Source organism: Veillonella sp. 27098_8_77 (genome assembly GCF_041431535.1).
Taxonomy (GTDB): Bacteria; Bacillota; Negativicutes; order Veillonellales; family Veillonellaceae; genus Veillonella.
This window is the reverse complement of the sequence record NZ_JAPVXW010000002.1, coordinates 63,515-84,501: the sequence shown is the minus strand read 5'-3', so window position 1 is coordinate 84,501 and position 20,987 is coordinate 63,515. Positions and strand designations below refer to the sequence as shown.

The 20,987-nt window shown below is 38.5% G+C and carries 23 protein-coding genes; 2 read left to right on the top strand and 21 right to left on the bottom strand.

Translation table 11 applies throughout. The features are described 5' to 3' along the window. Window positions 1–21: 21 nt before the first annotated feature. The 14 genes from O3617_RS01990 to O3617_RS01925 all read right to left on the bottom strand — a co-directional run bounded on the left by O3617_RS01990 (window position 22) and on the right by O3617_RS01925 (window position 10,945). Window positions 22–1,065, bottom strand: coding sequence for an elongator complex protein 3 (locus O3617_RS01990; protein WP_371448395.1), 1,044 nt, complete (start codon window positions 1,063–1,065; stop codon window positions 22–24). A gap of 106 nt (window positions 1,066–1,171) precedes the next feature. Beyond that, entirely contained in the window at window positions 1,172–1,915 is a 744-nt protein-coding gene (gene rnc / locus O3617_RS01985; RefSeq protein ID WP_371448394.1) for a ribonuclease III, read from the bottom strand. Beyond that, entirely contained in the window at window positions 1,915–3,159 is a 1,245-nt protein-coding gene (gene fabF, locus O3617_RS01980; protein WP_005380883.1) for a beta-ketoacyl-ACP synthase II, read from the bottom strand. Before fabF ends, rnc begins: the two co-directional genes overlap by 1 nt. Before the next feature lie 35 nt (window positions 3,160–3,194). Next, window positions 3,195–4,151 carry an NAD(P)H-dependent flavin oxidoreductase gene (locus O3617_RS01975; protein WP_371448392.1) on the bottom strand — a complete coding sequence of 319 codons (957 nt, stop codon included), beginning with the start codon at window positions 4,149–4,151 and terminating at the stop codon, window positions 3,195–3,197. Window positions 4,152–4,229: 78 nt separating this feature from the next. Further along, window positions 4,230–4,460, bottom strand: a complete 231-nt coding sequence (locus O3617_RS01970) for an acyl carrier protein (protein WP_005376767.1) — start codon at window positions 4,458–4,460, stop codon at window positions 4,230–4,232. Window positions 4,461–4,511: 51 nt separating this feature from the next. Continuing rightward, entirely contained in the window at window positions 4,512–5,255 is a 744-nt protein-coding gene (fabG, locus tag O3617_RS01965) for a 3-oxoacyl-[acyl-carrier-protein] reductase (protein WP_371448390.1), read from the bottom strand. Window position 5,256: 1 nt separating this feature from the next. Next, complete coding sequence (fabD, locus tag O3617_RS01960) at window positions 5,257–6,198, bottom strand: ACP S-malonyltransferase (protein WP_371448388.1); 942 nt, start codon at window positions 6,196–6,198, stop codon at window positions 5,257–5,259. A 12-nt stretch (window positions 6,199–6,210) separates the two neighbouring features. Continuing rightward, window positions 6,211–7,155, bottom strand: coding sequence for an enoyl-[acyl-carrier-protein] reductase FabK (fabK, locus tag O3617_RS01955; protein ID WP_371448387.1), 945 nt, complete (start codon window positions 7,153–7,155; stop codon window positions 6,211–6,213). Window positions 7,156–7,170: 15 nt separating this feature from the next. Beyond that, window positions 7,171–8,166 carry a beta-ketoacyl-ACP synthase III gene (locus tag O3617_RS01950; protein ID WP_371448386.1) on the bottom strand — a complete coding sequence of 332 codons (996 nt, stop codon included), beginning with the start codon at window positions 8,164–8,166 and terminating at the stop codon, window positions 7,171–7,173. Further along, complete coding sequence (gene plsX / locus O3617_RS01945; RefSeq protein ID WP_371448385.1) at window positions 8,150–9,178, bottom strand: phosphate acyltransferase PlsX; 1,029 nt, start codon at window positions 9,176–9,178, stop codon at window positions 8,150–8,152. The genes O3617_RS01950 and plsX overlap by 17 nt, the downstream gene beginning before the upstream one ends. Window positions 9,179–9,181: 3 nt before the next feature. After that, window positions 9,182–9,745, bottom strand: coding sequence for a transcription factor FapR (gene fapR, locus O3617_RS01940; protein WP_005381039.1), 564 nt, complete (start codon window positions 9,743–9,745; stop codon window positions 9,182–9,184). A gap of 246 nt (window positions 9,746–9,991) precedes the next feature. After that, window positions 9,992–10,168, bottom strand: a complete 177-nt coding sequence (gene rpmF / locus O3617_RS01935) for a 50S ribosomal protein L32 (protein ID WP_005376859.1) — start codon at window positions 10,166–10,168, stop codon at window positions 9,992–9,994. 25 nt (window positions 10,169–10,193) lie between these two features. Beyond that, window positions 10,194–10,709, bottom strand: a complete 516-nt coding sequence (locus O3617_RS01930; RefSeq protein WP_371448384.1) for a DUF177 domain-containing protein — start codon at window positions 10,707–10,709, stop codon at window positions 10,194–10,196. Between the two features lie 101 nt (window positions 10,710–10,810). After that, entirely contained in the window at window positions 10,811–10,945 is a 135-nt protein-coding gene (locus O3617_RS01925; RefSeq protein WP_004693422.1) for a rubredoxin, read from the bottom strand. A 301-nt stretch (window positions 10,946–11,246) separates the two neighbouring features. Here O3617_RS01925 and O3617_RS01920 point away from each other — a divergent pair, with 301 nt between their 5' ends. Then, window positions 11,247–12,200 (top strand): nitronate monooxygenase, encoded by a 954-nt coding sequence (locus O3617_RS01920; protein ID WP_371448382.1) that lies wholly within the window; start codon window positions 11,247–11,249, stop codon window positions 12,198–12,200. An 11-nt stretch (window positions 12,201–12,211) separates the two neighbouring features. Beyond that, complete coding sequence (locus O3617_RS01915; RefSeq protein ID WP_371448380.1) at window positions 12,212–12,760, top strand: gamma carbonic anhydrase family protein; 549 nt, start codon at window positions 12,212–12,214, stop codon at window positions 12,758–12,760. Window positions 12,761–12,894: 134 nt separating this feature from the next. On the opposite strand, the gene O3617_RS01910 is transcribed toward O3617_RS01915, so the two are convergent. From O3617_RS01910 to O3617_RS01880, 7 genes are all read right to left on the bottom strand, one after another. Further along, window positions 12,895–14,127: a chloride channel protein gene (locus O3617_RS01910; protein WP_371448378.1), complete on the bottom strand. Its 1,233-nt coding sequence runs from the start codon at window positions 14,125–14,127 to the stop codon at window positions 12,895–12,897. Window positions 14,128–14,137: 10 nt separating this feature from the next. Further along, window positions 14,138–14,635 (bottom strand): anaerobic ribonucleoside-triphosphate reductase activating protein, encoded by a 498-nt coding sequence (nrdG, locus tag O3617_RS01905; RefSeq protein ID WP_371448376.1) that lies wholly within the window; start codon window positions 14,633–14,635, stop codon window positions 14,138–14,140. A 131-nt stretch (window positions 14,636–14,766) separates the two neighbouring features. After that, window positions 14,767–16,917, bottom strand: a complete 2,151-nt coding sequence (gene nrdD, locus O3617_RS01900) for an anaerobic ribonucleoside-triphosphate reductase (protein WP_371448375.1) — start codon at window positions 16,915–16,917, stop codon at window positions 14,767–14,769. 255 nt (window positions 16,918–17,172) lie between these two features. Further along, the gene (locus O3617_RS01895) at window positions 17,173–17,988 is read right to left on the bottom strand and encodes a CpsB/CapC family capsule biosynthesis tyrosine phosphatase (RefSeq protein WP_371448520.1); all 816 of its coding nucleotides are present in this window, start codon (window positions 17,986–17,988) and stop codon (window positions 17,173–17,175) included. Between the two features lie 262 nt (window positions 17,989–18,250). Further along, complete coding sequence (locus O3617_RS01890) at window positions 18,251–18,697, bottom strand: VanZ family protein (RefSeq protein WP_371448374.1); 447 nt, start codon at window positions 18,695–18,697, stop codon at window positions 18,251–18,253. Between the two features lie 15 nt (window positions 18,698–18,712). Further along, a complete protein-coding gene (locus O3617_RS01885; protein WP_371448373.1) occupies window positions 18,713–19,879 on the bottom strand; it encodes a nucleotide sugar dehydrogenase in 1,167 nt (388 codons plus the stop codon). Next, window positions 19,880–20,974: an NAD-dependent epimerase/dehydratase family protein gene (locus O3617_RS01880; RefSeq protein ID WP_371448371.1), complete on the bottom strand. Its 1,095-nt coding sequence runs from the start codon at window positions 20,972–20,974 to the stop codon at window positions 19,880–19,882. Window positions 20,975–20,987: the final 13 nt, after the last annotated feature.

Sequence of the window (20,987 nt, the reverse complement as noted above, 5' to 3'; positions counted from 1 at the left end):
CCCATTAAATCATATTTTTAATTATACCACATATACCATGCCATCTATACTGCATTGTACTGTATCAATATCATTATTTTCTCGCCATGTGAAAGTTATATTGCCATATGTTTTTTCAAAATATGTGAGATTCCGTTTCTTTAATCCCCTTACCTTAGACGTAAGACAGCGTGGATAGGATATCGTAATGGTGCGAATCGGATTTCTAAAACATTCTGTATGCTCATCGATGCAATATGCTATGCGCTGCTTCCACTGCTCATTAGTCACTAGTTCTCCCATGGCAGGCTCATAAGGACCCGCCAATAGACTAGCACCTGTGTCGAGTTCTTCGGTACTTTGTAATCCAGTCCGAATAACGGTAATTTGATGAGATTCAAACCAACTCTTTAAAAATGAACAATACTGCAATGCTAGATCCAATGATAAGGGCTCATATACCCCCGACTTATATTGATCCGCCAATTCCGTATGTTCTATAACGAGAACTGGATAGATCCGTACAAAGTCAGACTGTAATGCAACAATTTCAATGGCTGTTTTTATAATCGTTTCCCATGTATCACCTAAGAGGCCCGGCAATAGTTGTAGTCCTACGGAGAATCCAAACTTTCGTAGCTGCTTAACTGCCAATTTTACATCATCAGAGGTGTGCCCCCGTTTAGCTGAGGATAATACAGTATCATCCATGGATTGTACACCAAGCTCTATTGTCTTCATACCGAATGAACGTAGTAGTTCCAATTGTGCATCACTTACAGCATCAGGTCTCGTAGAGCACCGAATACCATCTATTAGCCCATCTTGTAGCGCTTCATAAGCTGGTGCTAATAATTGTTGTTGTAATTCTGGATCAATAGCCGAGAAAGAGCCTCCATAGAAGCAGACTTCCCAATATTTATCGTCTTTTGAAGCCCCAACGTAGTCTTTAATAGTAGATGTAATATATGCTGGTGTTAAATATCCAATGCTCGATATTTCTGTAATACGAGACTGATTACAAAATGTACATATATGCGGACATCCCACATGCGGAATAAAAAATGGAATCATACCATATTTCATGAACATACCTCCTTCCTATTACTATTTACGATTCAAATCACATACGTTCCCTGCTAAATGTTCTCACATTAATAGTTCCTATATAAAAAGCGCCTTGCGGCGCTTATTATATAGCAGCCATTAACCGTTCTAATGTCAATTGTGCTGCATGTTGTTCTGCTATTTTTTTACTTTTACCAGTACCTGCCTCATAAGTAACCCCATCGATAGATACCTCCATCATAAAGGTCTTAGCATGGTCAGGACCGGATTCGCTGATAAGATTATAAACAATATGTTTATCACCATCTCGTTGCACAAATTCTTGTAACAATGTCTTATAATCTTTACCACGCTTACCTTCTAATGCTTGCTTAAGATTAGGGGCCAAATAATGAAGAGCAAAGTCCATTACTGTTTTATAATCAGTCGTTATATATAACGCACCTATTAGGGATTCAAAGGTATCCGCTAATATGGATTTCCGATCACCACCGCCAGAAGATTTTTCTCCATGGCCGAGTAGTAAATAATCACCTAAATGCAATGTACGGCTGACAGAGGCCAATGAATCTTCACATACTGTAGCCGCCTTAATTTTTGTCAAATTGCCTTCAGACATATCGGGATAGGTTTTAAATAAATATTCACCAATAATTAAATCCAATACAGCATCACCGAGAAACTCTAAGCGTTGATTATGATGAATATGCTTAGCTTTATGTTCATTCGCATAAGATGTATGGGTAAAAGCACAATCTAAAACTGTAATATCGATATTCGGTATATGTAAACGACTAACAAGCTCATGAAGAGAATCTTCACGAGCTTGTGTCATTATAGTATTCTTATGCGATACGTGACGCCCCATTAGTCTTCATAACGGCGAACACAAAGTGTACCGTTATGACCACCAAAACCAAAGGAATTGGAAAGAGCTGCTGTAACATGTAAATCACGAGCACCTTCACGTACATAATCAAGGTCTAAGCCTTCATCTGGATTATCACAGTTAATTGTTGGATGAACCTTGCCTGTTTCGATTGCCATTGCCATTACAATAGTTTCAATCGCACCAGCAGCGCCCAACAAGTGACCTGTCATAGATTTTGTAGAGTTAACAGCGATATCTTTTGCATGATCGCCGAACAATTCTTTAATAGCCAATGTTTCGTTTTTATCATTCAAGCCTGTAGATGTACCGTGAGCATTGATGTAGTTAATTTCTTTTGGATCAATACCTGCATCTTTAATTGCTAATTCCATACATTTACGAGCTTGTACACCACCAGGAGCTGGAGCTGTAATATGATAAGCATCACCGTTTGTGCCATAACCTACTACTTCTGCATAAATATGAGCACCACGAGCTTTAGCATGTTCTAATTCTTCAAGTACAACGATACCTGCCCCTTCACCCATTACGAAACCGTCACGGTCCTTATCAAATGGACGAGATGCTTTTGTAGGCTCATCATTGCGTGTAGACATAGCTTTCATAGCTGCGAAGCCAGCTACAGCAGCAGGGGAAACAGCAGCTTCAGTACCACCTGCGAACATGATGTCTGCATCACCACGTTGAATAATGCGGAATGCATCACCAATTGCATTAGTACCGGAAGTACAAGCTGTTACGTCTGTAATAACAGGACCTTTCAAGCCTAGGCGAATGGATACGCGTGCAGAGGACATATTTGCAATCATCATAGGAACTGCAAATGGGCTTACACGACCAGGACCTTTTTCAAATAATGTTGTATACACATCATGGATAGAGTCAATACCGCCAATACCAGTACCAACTACTGTACCACAACGGTCCAAATCTTCTTCATCAAGTGCTAATTTCGCATCATCAGCTGCCAAAACAGCTGCACCAATTGCAAATTCAACGGAACGGTCCATACGGCGAGCTTCTTTTTTATCTACGCCATATTGAGTAATATCAAAATCTTTTACTTCGCCTGCAATGCGTGTTGCATAGTCAGATGCGTCAAAGCGTGTAATTGGGCCAATACCAGATTTACCCTCTAACAACGCATTGTAGAAATTCTCTTTACCGATACCTACCGGAGTAATCGCTCCTAAGCCAGTAATTACTACACGTTTTTCCAATTATTCCACCTCTTATAGCTATATAGCCCCTTTAATTAATCGATTTCTGCTACTTGTTGTTTTAACTGTGCAAAAATATCTTTAACTGGCATAATCTTATCGACTTTTCTCATATTATTGCCAGAGAATACTAACCCCGTTTCCACATCACCTTGTTGCGCTCTAGATAAAGCACGGATAATGCAGAATTTATGGGAACAATGTTTTAAACAATTGTCACATACTGTTGGTGGCGCTACAGTGCCATCTAGAACAGATTCAGCAAATTTATTTTTAATAGCTTGACCTGGTAATCCTACTGGACTTTGAATAAGTACGATATCTTCAGGTTTTGTAGCACGTACATACATTTTTTTCAACTCATCAGATGCATTACATTCATCGGAAGCTGCAAAACGGCTGCCCATTTGAACACCACTGGCACCTAATTTCAACATATCTACAATATCTTTGCCATCCAAAACACCACCAGCACCAATAACTGGAATATTTTTAACAGCTGCTACAACTTCTGGTACGATTTCACGAGCAGAACGATCTGTTCCCAAGTGACCACCAGCTTCGCTACCTTCTACGATAACTGCAGCGGCACCTAAACCTTCAGAAATGCGCGCTAATTTCGCAGAAGAAACAATAGGTACGATTGGAGTACCAGACTCTTTACCCATTGCGAACATATCTCTTGAAAAACCGGCACCTGCCACCACAAGATCAATGCCCTCTTCGATGGCAGTTTTTACAAGCCCCGCAAATTGCGTAGCTGCTACCATCGCATTTATACCAATAATACCCGTAGGTGATAATTTTCTAGCTAATTGTATTTCATATCTTAATTCATCAAAAGGCAATCCAGATGCTGCAATAAGGCCAATACCACCTTCATTTGCAACGGCTGCTGCCAACCGAGCTGTAGACAATCTAATCGCCATACCACCTTGAATAATAGGTACTTTGGCCACTAGATTCCCAATGCGAAGTTCAGGGAGCTTCACTATCAATTCCTCCTGTAAACAATACCGATTAGGGGAGCCACTCGGCCCCCCGCACGGCTGAATTGTCAGCTATACAGCTTATTTAGCAGAATCAATATATTCTACTGTATCCTTAACGGTTTTGATTTTTTCTGCAACGTCGTCAGGGATTTCAACATTGAATTCTTCTTCGAATGCCATGATCAATTCAACGATATCCAAGGAGTCAGCGCCTAAGTCGTCGATGAATGTAGAATCAATGGTAACTTCAGCTTCATCAACGCCTAATTGTTCCACAACGATTGCTTTAACTTTATCGAAAGTGCTCATTAGTGGTTCACCTCCTTTCAAATGAGATTTATATATAGTCTAATTTTGTAACTACATTACCATGCCGCCATCTACGTTGATAACTTGGCCAGTAATATAGCTAGCAAAATCACTAGCAAGGAATGTTGTTACGGCAGCCACTTCTTCCGCTTTAGCCATACGGCCCAACGGAATTTGTGTTACCATAGCTTCTTTTACCTTTTCAGGCAAAACGCCTGTCATATCAGTATCGATAAAACCTGGCGCGATTGCATTAACAGTGATACCACGGCTAGCTAACTCTTTTGCACAAGATTTAGTAAAACCAATTACACCAGCTTTAGAAGCTGCATAGTTAGCTTGACCAGCATTACCCATCAAACCAACAACAGAAGTCATGTTAATAATATGACCAGCACGTTGTTTCATCATGATTTTGGATACTGCTTTTGTTACCAAATATACACCTTTAAGGTTGATATCGATAACGGCATCAAAGTCTTCGTCTTTCATACGCATAAGCAAACCATCACGAGTGATACCTGCATTATTTACCAAGATATCGATGTGACCAAATGTTTTATGCGTTTCTTCAACCATTGCTGCTACTTCTTCAGCATTTGCAACATTGGCTTTAATTTTAATCGCTTTGCGACCCAATGCTAAGATAGCGTCTACTGTTTCTTGAGCAGCAGCTTCACTGCCACTATAGTTAACAGCAACATCAGCACCAGATTGTGCAAGTTGAATAGCAACGGCGCGACCGATACCACGAGAGGCGCCAGTTACGAGAGCTACTTTACCCTCTAAGTGCATTTTATCGAACCCCCTTTAAAAATTCAAGCGTTTTCTCTAAGGATGGAATGTCTTCTACATTAGCTAATTCCATTTCTTTATTGATCTTTTTAGTGAAACCTGTTAATACTTTGCCAGGACCAACTTCTACAAAGCGAGTTACACCGAAGTTAACCATTTCTGCAACACAGTCTTCCCACAATACAGGATTAGCAGCTTGAGTAACTAAAGAGTCTTTAATATCACTAGCATTTGTCAAAATTTTGCCAGTTACATTAGCTACTACTGGAATCTTAGCATCGTTAACTTGGATCTTATCTAATTCTTCTTTCAAACGAGCTGCTGCAGGTTCCATAAGACGACTGTGAAATGGAGCACTTACAGGAAGCATAACAGCGCGTTTTGCACCAGTTTCTTTCATTTTTTCTGCTGCTGTTTCTACAGCTGCAGTTTCACCAGCGATTACAATTTGACCAGGGCAGTTAAAATTAACAGCTTGTACAGAACCTACTGTATCATTAACTTGTTGGCAAATCTCCACAACTTGCTCTCTTGGTAATGCAAGGATTGCTGCCATAGCACCTTTGCCTAATGGCACTGCTTCTTGCATGTATTCACCACGTTTATGAACAACATAGACAGCATCCTTAAAGTTAAGAACACCAGCAGCTACCAATGCACTATATTCACCTAAGCTATGACCACCCACAATATCAGGTGTAAAACCATTTTCTTTCAATACTTCGTAACAAGCTACGGAAGCAGTCAAAATAGCTGGTTGTGTATTAGCAGTCTTAACTAACTCAGTATCTGGACCTTCAAAACATAACTTAGAAATAGAATAGCCTAATGCTTCATCAGCTTCTTCAAAGCGTTGTTTAACAATAGGGTATGCATTGTACAAATCTTGTAACATGCCTACTTTTTGAGATCCTTGACCTGGAAATACGAATGCAGTTTTCATAGGATGGCCTCCTTATTTGCCAAAAGTTTGTAGATTTTTAATCACTGTTTCAGCTTCTGTCATAATGTCTGTAATGATTTCTTTACAAGGTTTCACATCGTGTAGCATACCTGCGATTTGACCAATCATAACGGAGCCTTCTTTTACATCACCTTCAATAGCAGCTTTACGAAGTGTACCTGCGCCAAGATTTTCTAATTCTTCTTTGGAACCACCACTAAATTCAAGGTTTTTATATTTATGTGCTAATTGATTCTCGATAATTCGAACTGGATGACCTGTTGTAAGACCAGTCATAACAGTAGAACGATCTTTTGCTTTCAATACAGCGTTTTTATAGTTTTCATGAGCGATACATTCTTCAGATAGGACAAAACGTGTACCCATTTGAACTGCATGAGCGCCTAGTGCAAAAGCAGCTGCTACGCCACGACCATCGGCGATACCGCCAGCAGCAATTACTGGAACATCGACAGCATCTACAACTTGTGGTAACAATGCCATTGTTGTAATATCCCCAACATGGCCACCTGATTCTGTACCTTCTGCAATAATCGCATCAATACCACCACGAAGTAAACGTTTAGCTAAAAGAACAGATGCAACTACAGGAATAACCTTTGTGCCAATTTCTTTCAATGCTGGAATATATACACCAGGATTACCTGCACCAGTTGTAATAACAGGAACGCGTTCTTCAACAACGACTTCCATAACTTCTTTTACAAAAGGAGACATTAGCATAATGTTACAACCAAATGGTTTATTTGTGCGTTCTTTTACTTTATGAATTTCATTGCGGAAAACATCCGGAGGCATATGTCCTGCACCAATGATGCCAAGGCCACCAGCTTCAGATACAGCAGATGCAAGTTCTGCAGTCCCTAACCAAGCCATACCACCTTGAAAGATAGGATACTCAATCTGTAACAAATCACAAATATCAGTCTTAATCATCTTGATGTTTCCTCCTTAATACCATTTCAAGACGAGGCTAGCCCAGGTAAGGCCAGCACCAAATCCTGCAAGTGCTACATTATCACCGCGTTTTAAGCAACCTTCACGATTTGCTTCATCCAACGCAATCGCCACTGATGCAGCAGATGTATTACCATACTTATGTAAATTTACAAATACCTTTTCTTTTGGCATATGTAAACGCTTAGCGGCTGAATCGATAATACGAATATTAGCTTGATGAGGGATAAAATAATCTAATTCATCCAAATTCATATTAGCTCGTTCTAGAGATTTCAACGCTGTTTTCCCCATTGTTTTAACAGCAAATTTATATACTTCTGGACCATCCATATGGATGAATGTCAAACCTTCTTCTATACGTTGATCATTAGCTACAACAGCTGTTCCACCAGCTGGTATACACAAGGCAGAACCACCAGTGCCATCGGCACCTAAGTCGACCCCTTTAATACCATAACCTTCTGGAACCTCAGAAACAACAGCTGCACCTGCACCATCGCCGAATAGAATACAAGTTCCGCGATCGTTCCAGTTAACGCGACGCGACAAAATTTCTGCGCCTACAACGAGAACGTTTTTAAATAATCCCGATGCGATATAGCTTTGGGCAGTAATCAAACCATATACAAAACCTGAACATGCAGCTTGCAAATCATAAGCCGCTGCATTTTTTGCACCAAGATTCGCTTGTAACATACATGCGGCAGAAGGAATCACCATATCCGGTGTCAATGTAGCAAAGATAATCATATCGATATCTTCCACATCGAGTTTAGCCATTTGAAGTGCTTTTTTAGCAGCTTCAGTTGCCATATAGGATGTATTCATACCCTCTGGTGCAATGCGTCTTTCTTCAATGCCTGTACGTTCTCTGATCCATTGGTCACTTGTATCGACCATTTTCTCCAAATCAAAGTTAGTTACCACATTATCAGGAAGGAAGCTACCTGTACCAATAATTCCGACAGGTTTATTCATCATAGTCATATTTTACGGCTCCTTCAATTTCCATTGTTTCTCGAATATGTTCAATAATTTTGCGTTCTACCAAATCGGCTGCAATAGTAATAGCTGTCTTAATTTCTTTTGCCTTCGAACTGCCATGAGCAATCATAAACACACCATTTACACCTAGTAATGGAGCACCACCATTTTCAGTATGATCCACCTTCTTGGCCATTGGTTTCAACGCTGGTTTAATAAGCAACGCTCCAATTTTGGCTAATATTCCGCCATTCATGATGCTATCTTTAATGAGCTGTGTCAAACCCGTTACAAGACCTTCTGCAAATTTAAGAATTACATTACCTACAAAGCCATCGCAAACGACAACGTCAACAGTTCCTTTTGGAATATCGCGGCCTTCTACATTCCCCTTAAAATTAATCGTTTTCATATTTTCTAAAATAGGATATGTAGCGAGCACAACTTCATTTCCTTTAGTTGCTTCTTCACCGATATTGAGAAGACCTACTGTAGGATTTTCTTTGCCTAGTAAAAGTTTCGCATACTCAGCCCCCATCAAAGCACCTTGTACAAGATGCTTTGGTTTGCTGTTTGAGTTCGCGCCGGAATCCAACATAACGGTAATACCATTTACAGTTGGCATTGGCGTAGCAATAACAGGTCTATCAATGCCCTTGATACGGCCAAGACCAAATAATGCTGCCGCTACAGCTGCCCCTGTGCTCCCTGGAGCAATAACGGCGTCACATTCTTTACTTCTAACTAAAGATGTTGCCACTACAACCGAAGCATCTTTCTTCTTGCGCAATGCTTGACCAGGATGCTCATCCATACCGATTACTTGACTCGCATGATACACAGAAATGCGAGGATTATTCGTTTCATTATTATCTTCTAAAATTTTGAATATTTGAGTTTTATCGCCTACGAGAACAACATCAATATGTTCCGTTTCTCGCACTGCTTCCAAGGCGCCTAAGACGATTTCCAAGGGAGCAAAATCACCACCCATGGCGTCAATTGCAATTTTCATATACTACACCCGATTCTCCACAGACTCCATGATAAATTTAGCTCTAAATACTTCTTTTATTTTATCTCTTATTATAACCCAAATAAAGTATTTATCCCCACGACGACGAACAATTTCTGCTTTCGCCACCAAATTAGTACCAGACTCTACTGGATTTTTATATTTAATATTCCCTACCTCTGCAGAGCAAAGCGTTGAACCCATAACTAGTTTCGCTAAGGAATTTGCTTGAGCATACAAATACTGCGGATCAATATAACCAAAACGATCTTCCATATCCGGCGTCGTGTGTAACATGGATAAGGCTTGTTTTCCTTCTGTTACATCGATAAGTTCACCAACAATTTCATGTTGTATTGGTTCCGGTTGTTCATCCTGTGCATGTTCAGTAGCCATAGCCTTTATACGCTCACGCAGTTCAGGAATTCCCAATTCTAATCGATCGAGTCGAATGGTAGGTACACTGACACCAAAGTGAGATGCCAACTCTTCATCAGTAAGAAAAGGCGTAATATTCAGTTTTTCTGTTAACTGTTTCTGTCTTTCTTGCTTCTTCAACCTACTCATGGGACCACCTTTTATGACCTAGTATTAATATTACATCTTAAGTATATATAATAATTCCCATGTTGGCAAGGATTTTCATACATATTGTGCTATATTTTATGATAATATACCAAATATTGTCTTTATTTTAATTCTAGTTAATATTTTATATGATATATTAATATAAACATATATTAACCCACAATGCATCTATTTCTGGGCAGTAAAAAACACCTACACAAATGTGTAGGTGTTTCACACGCTCAATTAGGCTTTTGCAACTACTTGTTCACCTTTATAGTGACCACATGTAGGGCAAACACGATGAGGCATCATAGGTTCGTGGCATTGTGGACATGCTACATAACCAGGAGCTTCTAATTTCCAGTTTGCACGACGACGATCGCGACGGCATTTGGATAATCTACGCTTAGGTACTGCCATTATCTGCACCTCCTTAGTACAATCATTAGGATAGTCTATCATCTTTCTCATCAAGCAAAGCACGTAACTCTGCGAATCGAGGATCCACCACAAAGGATTCACAAGAACAAGGTGAAACATTCAAATTTGCTCCGCAATGAACGCACAATCCTTTGCAATCATCCTGACATAACACTTGAGAGGGCTCATTGATGATTAATGTATCCCGAATCAGTTCGGTTAAGTCAATTTCCTCTCCATTAAAAGGAATCACATCTTCATCGGCATCTCGAGAATCACTAAAGATTTCCTCGAAGGAATCATTGCGCTCATGTTCCGTAGTTGTTAAACAACGGGAACATTCGTAATCACCTTTAGAATGAATCGAACCTTGAACGATGTAGTTTTGACCATCAAACCAAAACTCACCACTAATAGTTATATCATGACGGCTCCAAGGAAAAGCAACTACGTCACTACCAAGTTCTTCACTCGGCATCGTATAGCTATAAGGAAATTTCTTTCCTATATGTTCTTTTGCTTGCTCTACTTGCAGTTTCATAATCTTACCTCGACTTATAATATTATAAACATGACAGTGTGCTTTGTCAAATAAAAAAGGCTATCTCAATATTGCTTAAGATAGCCTTTCTAATGTATCAATTACATTTTTTCGAATTGATCTTTGCCAACACCACAGATAGGGCAAACATAATCAGCTGGTTGATCTTCGAATTTAACGCCTTCTACAGCTTCGTCATAAACCCAACCGCATACTACACATACGTATTTTTCCATGTCTATTTCCTCCTTCACTTGAGATTATATTAATGTGTTCATATCGTTAAGATACTTTATCTGTAATATAGTATAGCAAAGATATCGAAACTTTTCAATACTCATTTTCCATTTTTCTATAATATTTTCAATATCCTCTGAAAGCTGATTTGAATTACTTTCACACTTACTCATGTAATGAAATCTATTATCAATTAGAATTTTATGATATACTATTACATAGATTACATAGTGGTATGTTATATATACACCACATTATAGACTTTATTTTCTTATATATAACTATATTATAGGAGGATTCATGAGAACAAAACTGACTGAATTACTAAATATTGAATACCCTATCATCCAAGGTGCCATGGCATGGGTTTCTGAATCTACATTAGTTGCGGCTGTGGCTAACGCTGGCGCTACAGGTGTTATCGCCTTAGGCGGTCGCGATGCAGAATGGACTCGCAATGAAATTCGCGCATGCAAAGAACTAACAGATAAACCTTTTGGTGTAAATTTAATGCTTATGGCCCCTAATAAAGATGAATTAGTAGATGTTATTATCGCAGAAAAACCTGCATTTGTAACACTTGGCGCTGGGAACCCTACCCCATATATTAAGCCATTTCAAGAAGCAGGCATCAAGGTTATTCCTGTTGTACCTTCCTTGAAACTGGCAAAACGCATTCAAGATGCTGGTGCCGATGCTATCGTCGTAGAAGGTATGGAAGCTGGTGGTCACATCGGTTCCCAAACAACAATGTCTTTGATGGAAAACATTCTACCAGAAATCACTATTCCTGTTGTTGTGGCTGGTTCCATCGTTGATGGTCGTGGTTTGGCAGCAGCTTTATTGATGGGCGCTGAAGGTGTACAAATGGGCTCCCGTTTCTTGCTTGCCGAAGAATGTAAAGCTCATCAAAATATGAAAGAAGCAATTATCAAAGCAACAGACACTGACTCCGTTGTAACAGGTCTTCTCTCCGGTCACGGTGGTGTACGTAGCTTGCGCAGTGATTTTACAGACCGTTATATTGCAGCAGAAACTGATGGTGTTACAACAAAAGAAGAACGCAGCAAAATGTCCCAAGGTACAAATAAATTAGCTGCTATCGATGGCGACGTTGTCAATGGTGCTGTACAAGTAGGCCAAGCGCTTAATAGACTTAATAAAATTGAACCAGCTCAAACTATTGTACACTCTGTCATTAATGAAGCTATTATGGCAATCCGTAAAGCACAACGCTTTATCGAAGTAATTTAATAGGAGGTCCTATGTTACCTTATCATGGAAAGTATCCAAAATTAGATCCAAAATCTTGTGTTATGCCTGGTGCTGAACTAGCCGGCGATGTAGAGTTGAAAGAATTTGCCTCCATCTGGCAAAACTGTGCACTTCGTGGCGATGTTAATAAAATTGTAGTAGGTCGTTATTCCAATGTACAAGATAACTCTGTGCTTCACGTCGATGATGATGAGGCTTGTATACTTGGCGACTATGTAACTATAGGCCATGGTGCCATTGTTCATGCGTCTACCATCGAGGATAATGTACTCGTTGGCATGGGGGCTATCGTACTAAGTGGTTGTCATATCGGTACTGGCTCTATCATTGCAGCCGGTGCAGTGGTAAAAGAAAACACTACAATCCCTCCATACTCTTTAGTCGTTGGTATTCCTGCACGCATCGTACGCACTGATGAATCCCAAGTTGAAAGAATCCACAATCAAGCATTGAAATATAAACACCTTTGGACTGTTGAATATGGTATGCTACCAAATTGTGGTGGCGAAGAATACGATAAAAACGCCAAAATCGTATAATTACAATGTAAAAAATAAGGTCTTCTATAAATAGAGCCTTCACACACAAAATAGCGACTAGTCGATCATACGGTATCAACTAGTCGCTATTTCTTTATCATCAGAACATCATCTGATATAGTATACAGTTTATTTTATAATTGGAATCTTGCTTTTACAATCTGCTGCGTTATCAATGCAGAACCCATAGCTAGCGCCATTGGGAAGCACATTTCCACGGAAAATCGTGAAAGTTCTAACATGAACACACAGGATGTAAGCGGCATCTTTTGTGCCAATCCCAAGAAAATTACGGCCCCTATAAATGCAGCAAAGCCTAAATGAACGGGACTGACCATAATACTCCACAATGCGGCAAAGGCTAATGCCAATGTACTACCTAGCATCATGGATGGCGTAATTCTACCACCATAAGCACCAGCCATTAAGGCAAGTAATACGGCAATCCATTTAGTAGCTAATAGGCCTAATGCATAATCCCATCCTACCAAATCTGTAAAGGTCAACTGATTACCAGCTTTACCATTACCAAGGATTTCTGGAAAATACATGGCCATCACCCCAATAACAGCAAATGATAAAATGGCTATGACAATCATTTTAGGGCTTTTTCTATCAAACTTAGGTAATAAGGATTGTGTTTTATCAAATAAAACAACGCCAATAGCAATGACAGCGCCAAGGACGATAGCAAATTCTTGATAACTACCATATAAAGGTGGTTGTGGCATCGTATACTGAACAAGATCTCCTATCCCTGCATGACGAACGACCAATGTAGCTAGTCCACACGATAAAAGGGCTGCGCTCATGGCTCGAACATTCCATGAGATAAGTAATGTCTCTAGCGTAAAAATAGCAGCTGATAAAGGAGAATTATATACGGCAGCTAAGCCTGCTCCAGCAGCACAAGCAATAATAAGCGACTTGTCCTCAGGGCGCATATCAACATAGCGTAATAGTCCGGTCATAATCCCCGCACTAGCCTCACGCGGTGCAACTTCTCGACCAAGCGGTGATCCCATGCCAACTGTAATAATTTGCAATGTAGCATGAATAAATGTGGTCAATGGAGGCATTTCTTTTGTAGAGTCCTGAACAGCTTTTTTTATATCGACAAGCGGATCTCCATATCGATGGATAAGAACCCACCCTACACCACCAAATAGGCCACAGACTAATACTGCCAATAACCGATGTTCAGGTGATACACGGGCCACAGCTTGACCAAATGTTAAGCCTTCTGACGTAGAATAGGCATACATAAAATGTTGGATATAATGTAACAAATGGGTATAAAAAGAACCGATTAAGCCCGCCACTAGGCCAACGATTATAACTAAACCAAGTAAACGTTTATCTAACATACTCTCTATATCACTCCATAGCCAGTACTACTTCACCCTGTTTCAACGAAGATTGTACATCAATAATTCGTTGATTAGAGGATCCTCTAAATCGTAAGGATGGATCTTTTAACTCATCTACAAATCGACCATCCACGAGTATATCGATTTGTTCCACTAAGCTACGGCGCGATGGATCAGATATAATATCATCCCACACATAGCCAGAGTAAGCCCAGATAGGTTTCTCAGGTGCTGCCTCACGCACAGCTTTCACTATAGCTAGCATACCATCTACATTTTGAAATGGTTCACCGCCTAACAAGGTAAGACCTGCACAATTAGGATTTTTCACATAGGATACTACCAATTCTGTTTCTTTATCAGTCCACTCTTGACCAGCATTAAAATCCTGATACTCTTCATTAAAACAATTATAACAGCAATGGGTACAGCCCGTTACAAATATAGATGTGCGTATGCCTTCTCCATTGGCGATATCATATTGTCGAATCTGTCCATATCTCATAATAACCCCCATACTATTTGCCTGTGATCAACTTTGACTAAATTAAACATATAGATATATTTCAATTTATCATGTATATAGTAAAAGCTGTGCCTATGGCACAGCTTTTAACATGTTTACGATTAATAAAATTAAATATGCATTACGCGATCTTTAATTTCTTTTGTGCGACCTTCGTTCCAGAAGTTTTCACCAAGGTATCCACACGTACGGCGGATAACCGTTAATTTATCGCGGTTTGTATTATGACAACGAGGGCATTCCCATTGATTGTCATCATTAACCTTGATTTCACCATCAAATCCACATTCATGACAGTAGTCAGATTTTGTATTGAACTCTGCATAGGAAATATTGTCGTAAATATACTTAATCATCGTCAATACTGCAGGAATATTATTTGTCATATTCGGAATTTCTGCATAAGAAATGCAACCGCCTGTCGATTTCTTTTGGAATTCAGACTCAAAAGCAAATTTATCAAATACGTTAATTTCTTCACGAACGCTTACATGATAACTATTCGTATAGTAACCTTTATCCGTTACATCTTCTATGATACCAAAGCGTGCTCGGTCCAAAGAAGAGAAGCGATTTGTTAAGCTTTCAGCAGGCGTACCATAAAGACCAAAGCCTAGATTATGTTTTTCACGCCATTCATTAATAGCTTGGTTCAAACGATCCATAATTTTCATAGCAAAGACACGACCATGCTCACCAGTATTAGATTCACCGGTAATCAATCGGCATGCTTCGTAAATACCGATATAACCAAGGGAAATCGTAGCATATCCACCAGTCAAGAACGGAGCAATTTTTTCACCTTTTTTAAGGCGCGCAATAGCACCATGTTGCCAATGAATTGGAGATACATCACTTACTACATCTTTTAATAGATTATAACGTAACATCAATGCCTTTTCAGCCAATTCTAGACGTTTATCTAAGATTTCAAAATACTTTTCTTCACTACCGCGTGCTAAAATACCAATTTGTGGCAAATTCAAACTTACTACGCCCATGTTGAAACGACCATCAAATTTATAATTGCCTTCTGCATCCTTCCAAGGAGACAAGAAGGAACGACATCCCATAGGACTGAATACATTGCCTTCGTAATTTTCCTTCATCTTCTTCGCAGAAATATAATCAGGATACATGCGTTTAGCCGTACATTGAGCAGCTAATTCTGTTAAATAATAATATGGGCTATCCGGATGAACATTGTGTTCGTCTAATACATAAATCAATTTAGGGAATGCTGGTGTAATGTATACATCGGCTTCATTTTTAACGCCTTTGATACGTTGACGCAAAATTTCCTCTGTAATAAGAGCTGCTTCTTTAGCATACTCATAATCAGGTTGGAAATACATGAACAATGTAACAAATGGGGATTGACCATTTGTAGTCATCAATGTATTGATTTGGTATTGAATGGTTTGAATGCCATCCTTTACCTCTTTACGCGTGCGTTTCCAAGCAATTTCACGAGCCTTTTCCATATTTGGTTCCATGCCGTAAATCTCAACTTGTTCTTCAATTACATTATTGAGGATTTTTTCATAAGATTTACGTACAAATGGTGCCAATATACGGTCGATACCATTAATACTTTGACCACCATATTGACCAGATGCAACTTGTGCAATAATTTGAGTGGTTACTGTACATGCTACTTGGAAGGATTTTGGTGTATCGATACGCTTACCATTAATAACTGTACCATTTGTCAACATATCTTCTAAGTTGATTAAGCAACAGTTAAACATCGGTTGAATGATATAGTCCATATCGTGGAAATGGATGGCACCGCTATCATGGGCCTCAAGGATATCCGTAGGAATCAATTTACGACGCGCAATATCCTTAGATACTTCACCAGCAATCAAATCCCGTTGTGTAGATACAATAGCCGCATCCTTGTTGGAGTTTTCGTCAAGAACACTCACGTTGCTACGATCCAACAAACCTATGACATCTTCATCTGTCGTATTTTGACGGCGTTTGAAAGCTTGTACCGCTTTATAACCTTCATAAGCGCGAGCTGTTGCAGGATTATGATATTCAATCAATTTATAATACACTTGATCTTCAATAGCATAAATGGTCATATCCTTTTGAAGTTTAGTCGCATAGGCTTCAATTTCGTCAGCAATGCGTTCGGCCAAACCAGATTCATATAACCCCGTACTACTATGTTCTGCCTTTTCAATAGCAACTGCAATTTTATGTTTATCAAAAGGTACTTTTGTACCATCCCGTTTAATGACATGCAACATCTCGGAACCTCCCCATGTCCAATTATCCGAATCTGTCAAAGTTACTACATATAAAAAAGTATGGAAAATCCATACTTTTTATATTTTCTCGTAAAAGAAATACGAAATTTCATAGGAAATTCCGTATTTTTTATTGCTCTCACAGTATACTATATATTGTGCTTATTTGCAATAAAAAATACTATATAATGTAAAAAAGAGTTCTTTTACCATGCAAAATTGGCATGATAAAAGAACTCTTTTTCATAAATTAACTTAGAACGCTAATGCTAAAAGACGAGTCCAAAAATTAGGTCTTCGTCCAGCCCAATGATCTGGCACTGTAGGATAAAATACTCGGTCTGCTAATAAGTCGCGTTCATTCAAACGCACATCACCAAGTAGATCTTTCTTATATTCCATGTCTAGTTTAGAAATTACCTCTACATAGCTACCATATTGATTTGGCAATACATCATATCCTGTACCAAAGAAGTGTATCAAACCATTTGTATATAACTCGATGGCTCTCGTATAATGTTCAGAATGATGTTCAAAAGACATAATATTACATTCAAACAAAATCCCCTTATCAACCCAAGCCAATAAAAGCTCTGGTTTTCTAAAGAAAAGACTATACCGTTCTACTTCATTTATAATAGGTGTAATGCCTAAGTCACATAGTGTTTGTAACCATGCATCAACATGATGTAGCTTACAATCCGCTGGAATTGTGACTAACATAAAATGGCTATTGCCAAGTACAAGAGCCTCTCTATGGTTACGAATATATTCAATCATAGAATCACTCAATTCAACAACAGCACCTTTATGCAACGTTGCACTCACATCTTGTTCCGCCACAGCATGTCTTACATTATCTAAAATAGTAGGAACTGACGCAATAAAGGACTGCACAGTTAAAATATTCACCTTAGGTGTGCAAAAAATATCTGTAATGCCACTGGCCACTAAATCTTTAATCATTTGTACAGATTCTGCCATAGTTTGAGGTCCTTTTCCATCTTCCATAGCAGGTAAAATATGTGTATGTAAATCTAATATACGTTTCATATCCTTCCCCATTCTCATCATTATATCGCCCCTTACCTCGATATAAATCTCTCACTATAAATATATATTTTTGCTTGAATTCATTTTACATTCATATTATACCAATGAATCTATGTCTTGAAAAGTACTTATACCTAAACTTTTGATAATATTTGATTGTTTAAAATTAAAGATTATTTTATATTTTCACATTGCTTTCATAAAAATAAGACCTCTATAAAATATTCATAGAGGTCTTATATATAACATATCTATTATTCATTAAAATAGAGAATTTCTACTAACCATGTCGGATACGACGATATATAGATAAAATAACTTGTACCACGGCAACACCTATGATAACACCGGCCGTATCGATGGCCACATCTCTAATTGATGCATGTCTACCAATGCTTGTAAGTTGCAAACATTCATCTAAAATGGCAATAACAAGCCCTATTGCAATTACTTTAAGACCTGCATATTCACGATTAAATTGATGTAATGCTACATATAAACATCCACCCAGTACAGCAAATTCAAATACATGCGCCAGCTTGCGGACAATTCGATTTAATGACCACATATCGCCTGTAATACCAAGCTTATACAAGAATGGGCTCAACCATTGTGTTATCGTAAGGCTCAAACCATCTGAGGAAATATCGTTTTGCAGTGAATTATCCCAGATAAAAAGTATAACAAGAACAACTAAAGCAAAGCTTATCCAATGTTTTTTTAACATCTACTATCACCGCCACTAATCTCGGTCAAAAATATCTCTAGTGTATACCTTATCCTTTACATCAGCTAAGGATTCATCCCAACGATTTGCTACAATTACATCGCTTACACGTTTAAAATCATCAAAATTTCTAATAACAGGAGAGTGGAAAAAATCATTCGCTTCAAGAGTTGGTTCATACACAACAACGGCAATGCCCTTTGCTTTAATCCGTTTCATAATCCCCTGCACAGCAGAAGCCCTAAAGTTATCTGAATTTGTTTTCATTGTCAATCGATAAATACCAACAATCTTAGGGTCTTTACCAATGATGGCATCAGCAATGTGATCTTTTCTCGTTCGATTTGCATCGACAATGGCAGATATAAGATTTTGAGGCACATCATTATAATTAGCTAATAATTGTTTCGTATCTTTTGGCAAACAATATCCACCATATCCAAAAGAAGGATTATTGTAGAAATCCCCAATCCGTGGATCCAAGCATACACCATGAATGATTTCACCCGTATTAAGGCCACGCACCTCTGCATAAGAATCTAATTCGTTAAAATAAGCTACACGCAATGCAAGATAGGTGTTAGCAAATAATTTAATGGCCTCTGCCTCTGTAGAACCAGTGAAGCATAGAGGTATATCTTTTTTATGGGCTCCTTCTGCTAATAAATGAGCAAATGTACGAGCACGTTCAGAATCCTCGCCTACTACAATACGAGAAGGATATAAATTATCGTACAACGCCTTCCCTTCACGTAAAAACTCAGGAGAGAAGATAATATTATTCGTATTAAATCGCTCTCTCATTTGCTCTGTATATCCTACGGGAACTGTGGATTTAATAATCATAACCGCATCACGGTTAATATCTAGAACTGTTTTGATAACAGATTCTACAGATGATGTATCAAAAAAATTCTTTTGCGGGTCATAATTAGTAGGTGTAGAAATAATAATATAATCAGCACCGGTAAAAGCTTCCTTAGGATCTAAGGTTGCCTTAAGATTCAATGACTTATTCTTCAAATAATCGGCTAATTCTGAGTCGACTATGGGTGATTCTTTACGGTTAATCATATCAACCTTTTCAGGAATGATATCTAATGCAACCACTTCATTATGTTGTGACAATAATACACCATTTGAAAGACCAACATACCCAGTACCAGCTATTGCTATTTTCATTTATTTACCATCCTTCATATAAAAATCTTTATACCATGTTGCAAAACGTCTTAAACCTTCTCGAAGTGTTGTACTTGGTTTAAATCCAAAATCCGCTTCTAAAGCAGATGTATCCGCGTAGGTAATAGGTACATCACCTGGTTGCATAGCAACGAGTTCCTTATGGCGTTCCATATTAAAGTCCGCTGGTAACACACCAACAGCTATTAACTCTTCCCCTAAAATCGTCACAAAATCCAATAAATTTTCAGGGCTATTATTACCGATGTTATAAATAGCATATGGTGGCACTGGTAATCCATCAGCACCATTTCTTCGTTCTGGAGCCACTTGCATAACCTTATACACACCTTCAATAATATCGTCTATGTAGGTAAAATCGCGTTTACAATTACCATAATTAAAAATTTTGATGACTTCACCTTTGCGTAATGTATTGGTAAATCCAAAGTACGCCATATCTGGACGACCAGCTGGTCCATAAACGGTAAAGAATCGAAGACCTGTACTCGGTATGTTATATAACTTGGCATAGGAATAAGCTAATAATTCATTGGATTTTTTCGTAGCCGCATATAAGGAAACAGGATTATCCACTTGGTCATCAGTAGAATACGGAATCTTTTTGTTCGATCCATATACGGATGAAGATGATGCATATACAAGATGTTCTACACCCTTTGTACCATTATCATAGGAATGACGACAACATTCTAAAATATTGTAAAACCCAATAATATTTGATTCTATATACGCATCTGGATTGGTAATAGAATATCGTACACCCGCTTGTGCAGCTAAATTAACAACTACATCGGGTTTATATTCTTCAAAAATAGATTGTAAGAATTCTTTATCTGCTATATTCCCCTTCTTAAATATCCATTGATTACCATTGTCTCTCAAGGACTCAATCTGTTGTAATCTATACTCTTTTAAACTAACATCATAGTAATCATTAACAGAATCGATACCTATGATACAACTACTTTCAACATTTTTAAGAAGCGACATAACAAGATTGGCGCCTACGAATCCTGCTGCACCAGTGATAAGAATTACCTTGTTATGTAATGATACATTTTGTAAAAGCATACTCTGTCCTTTC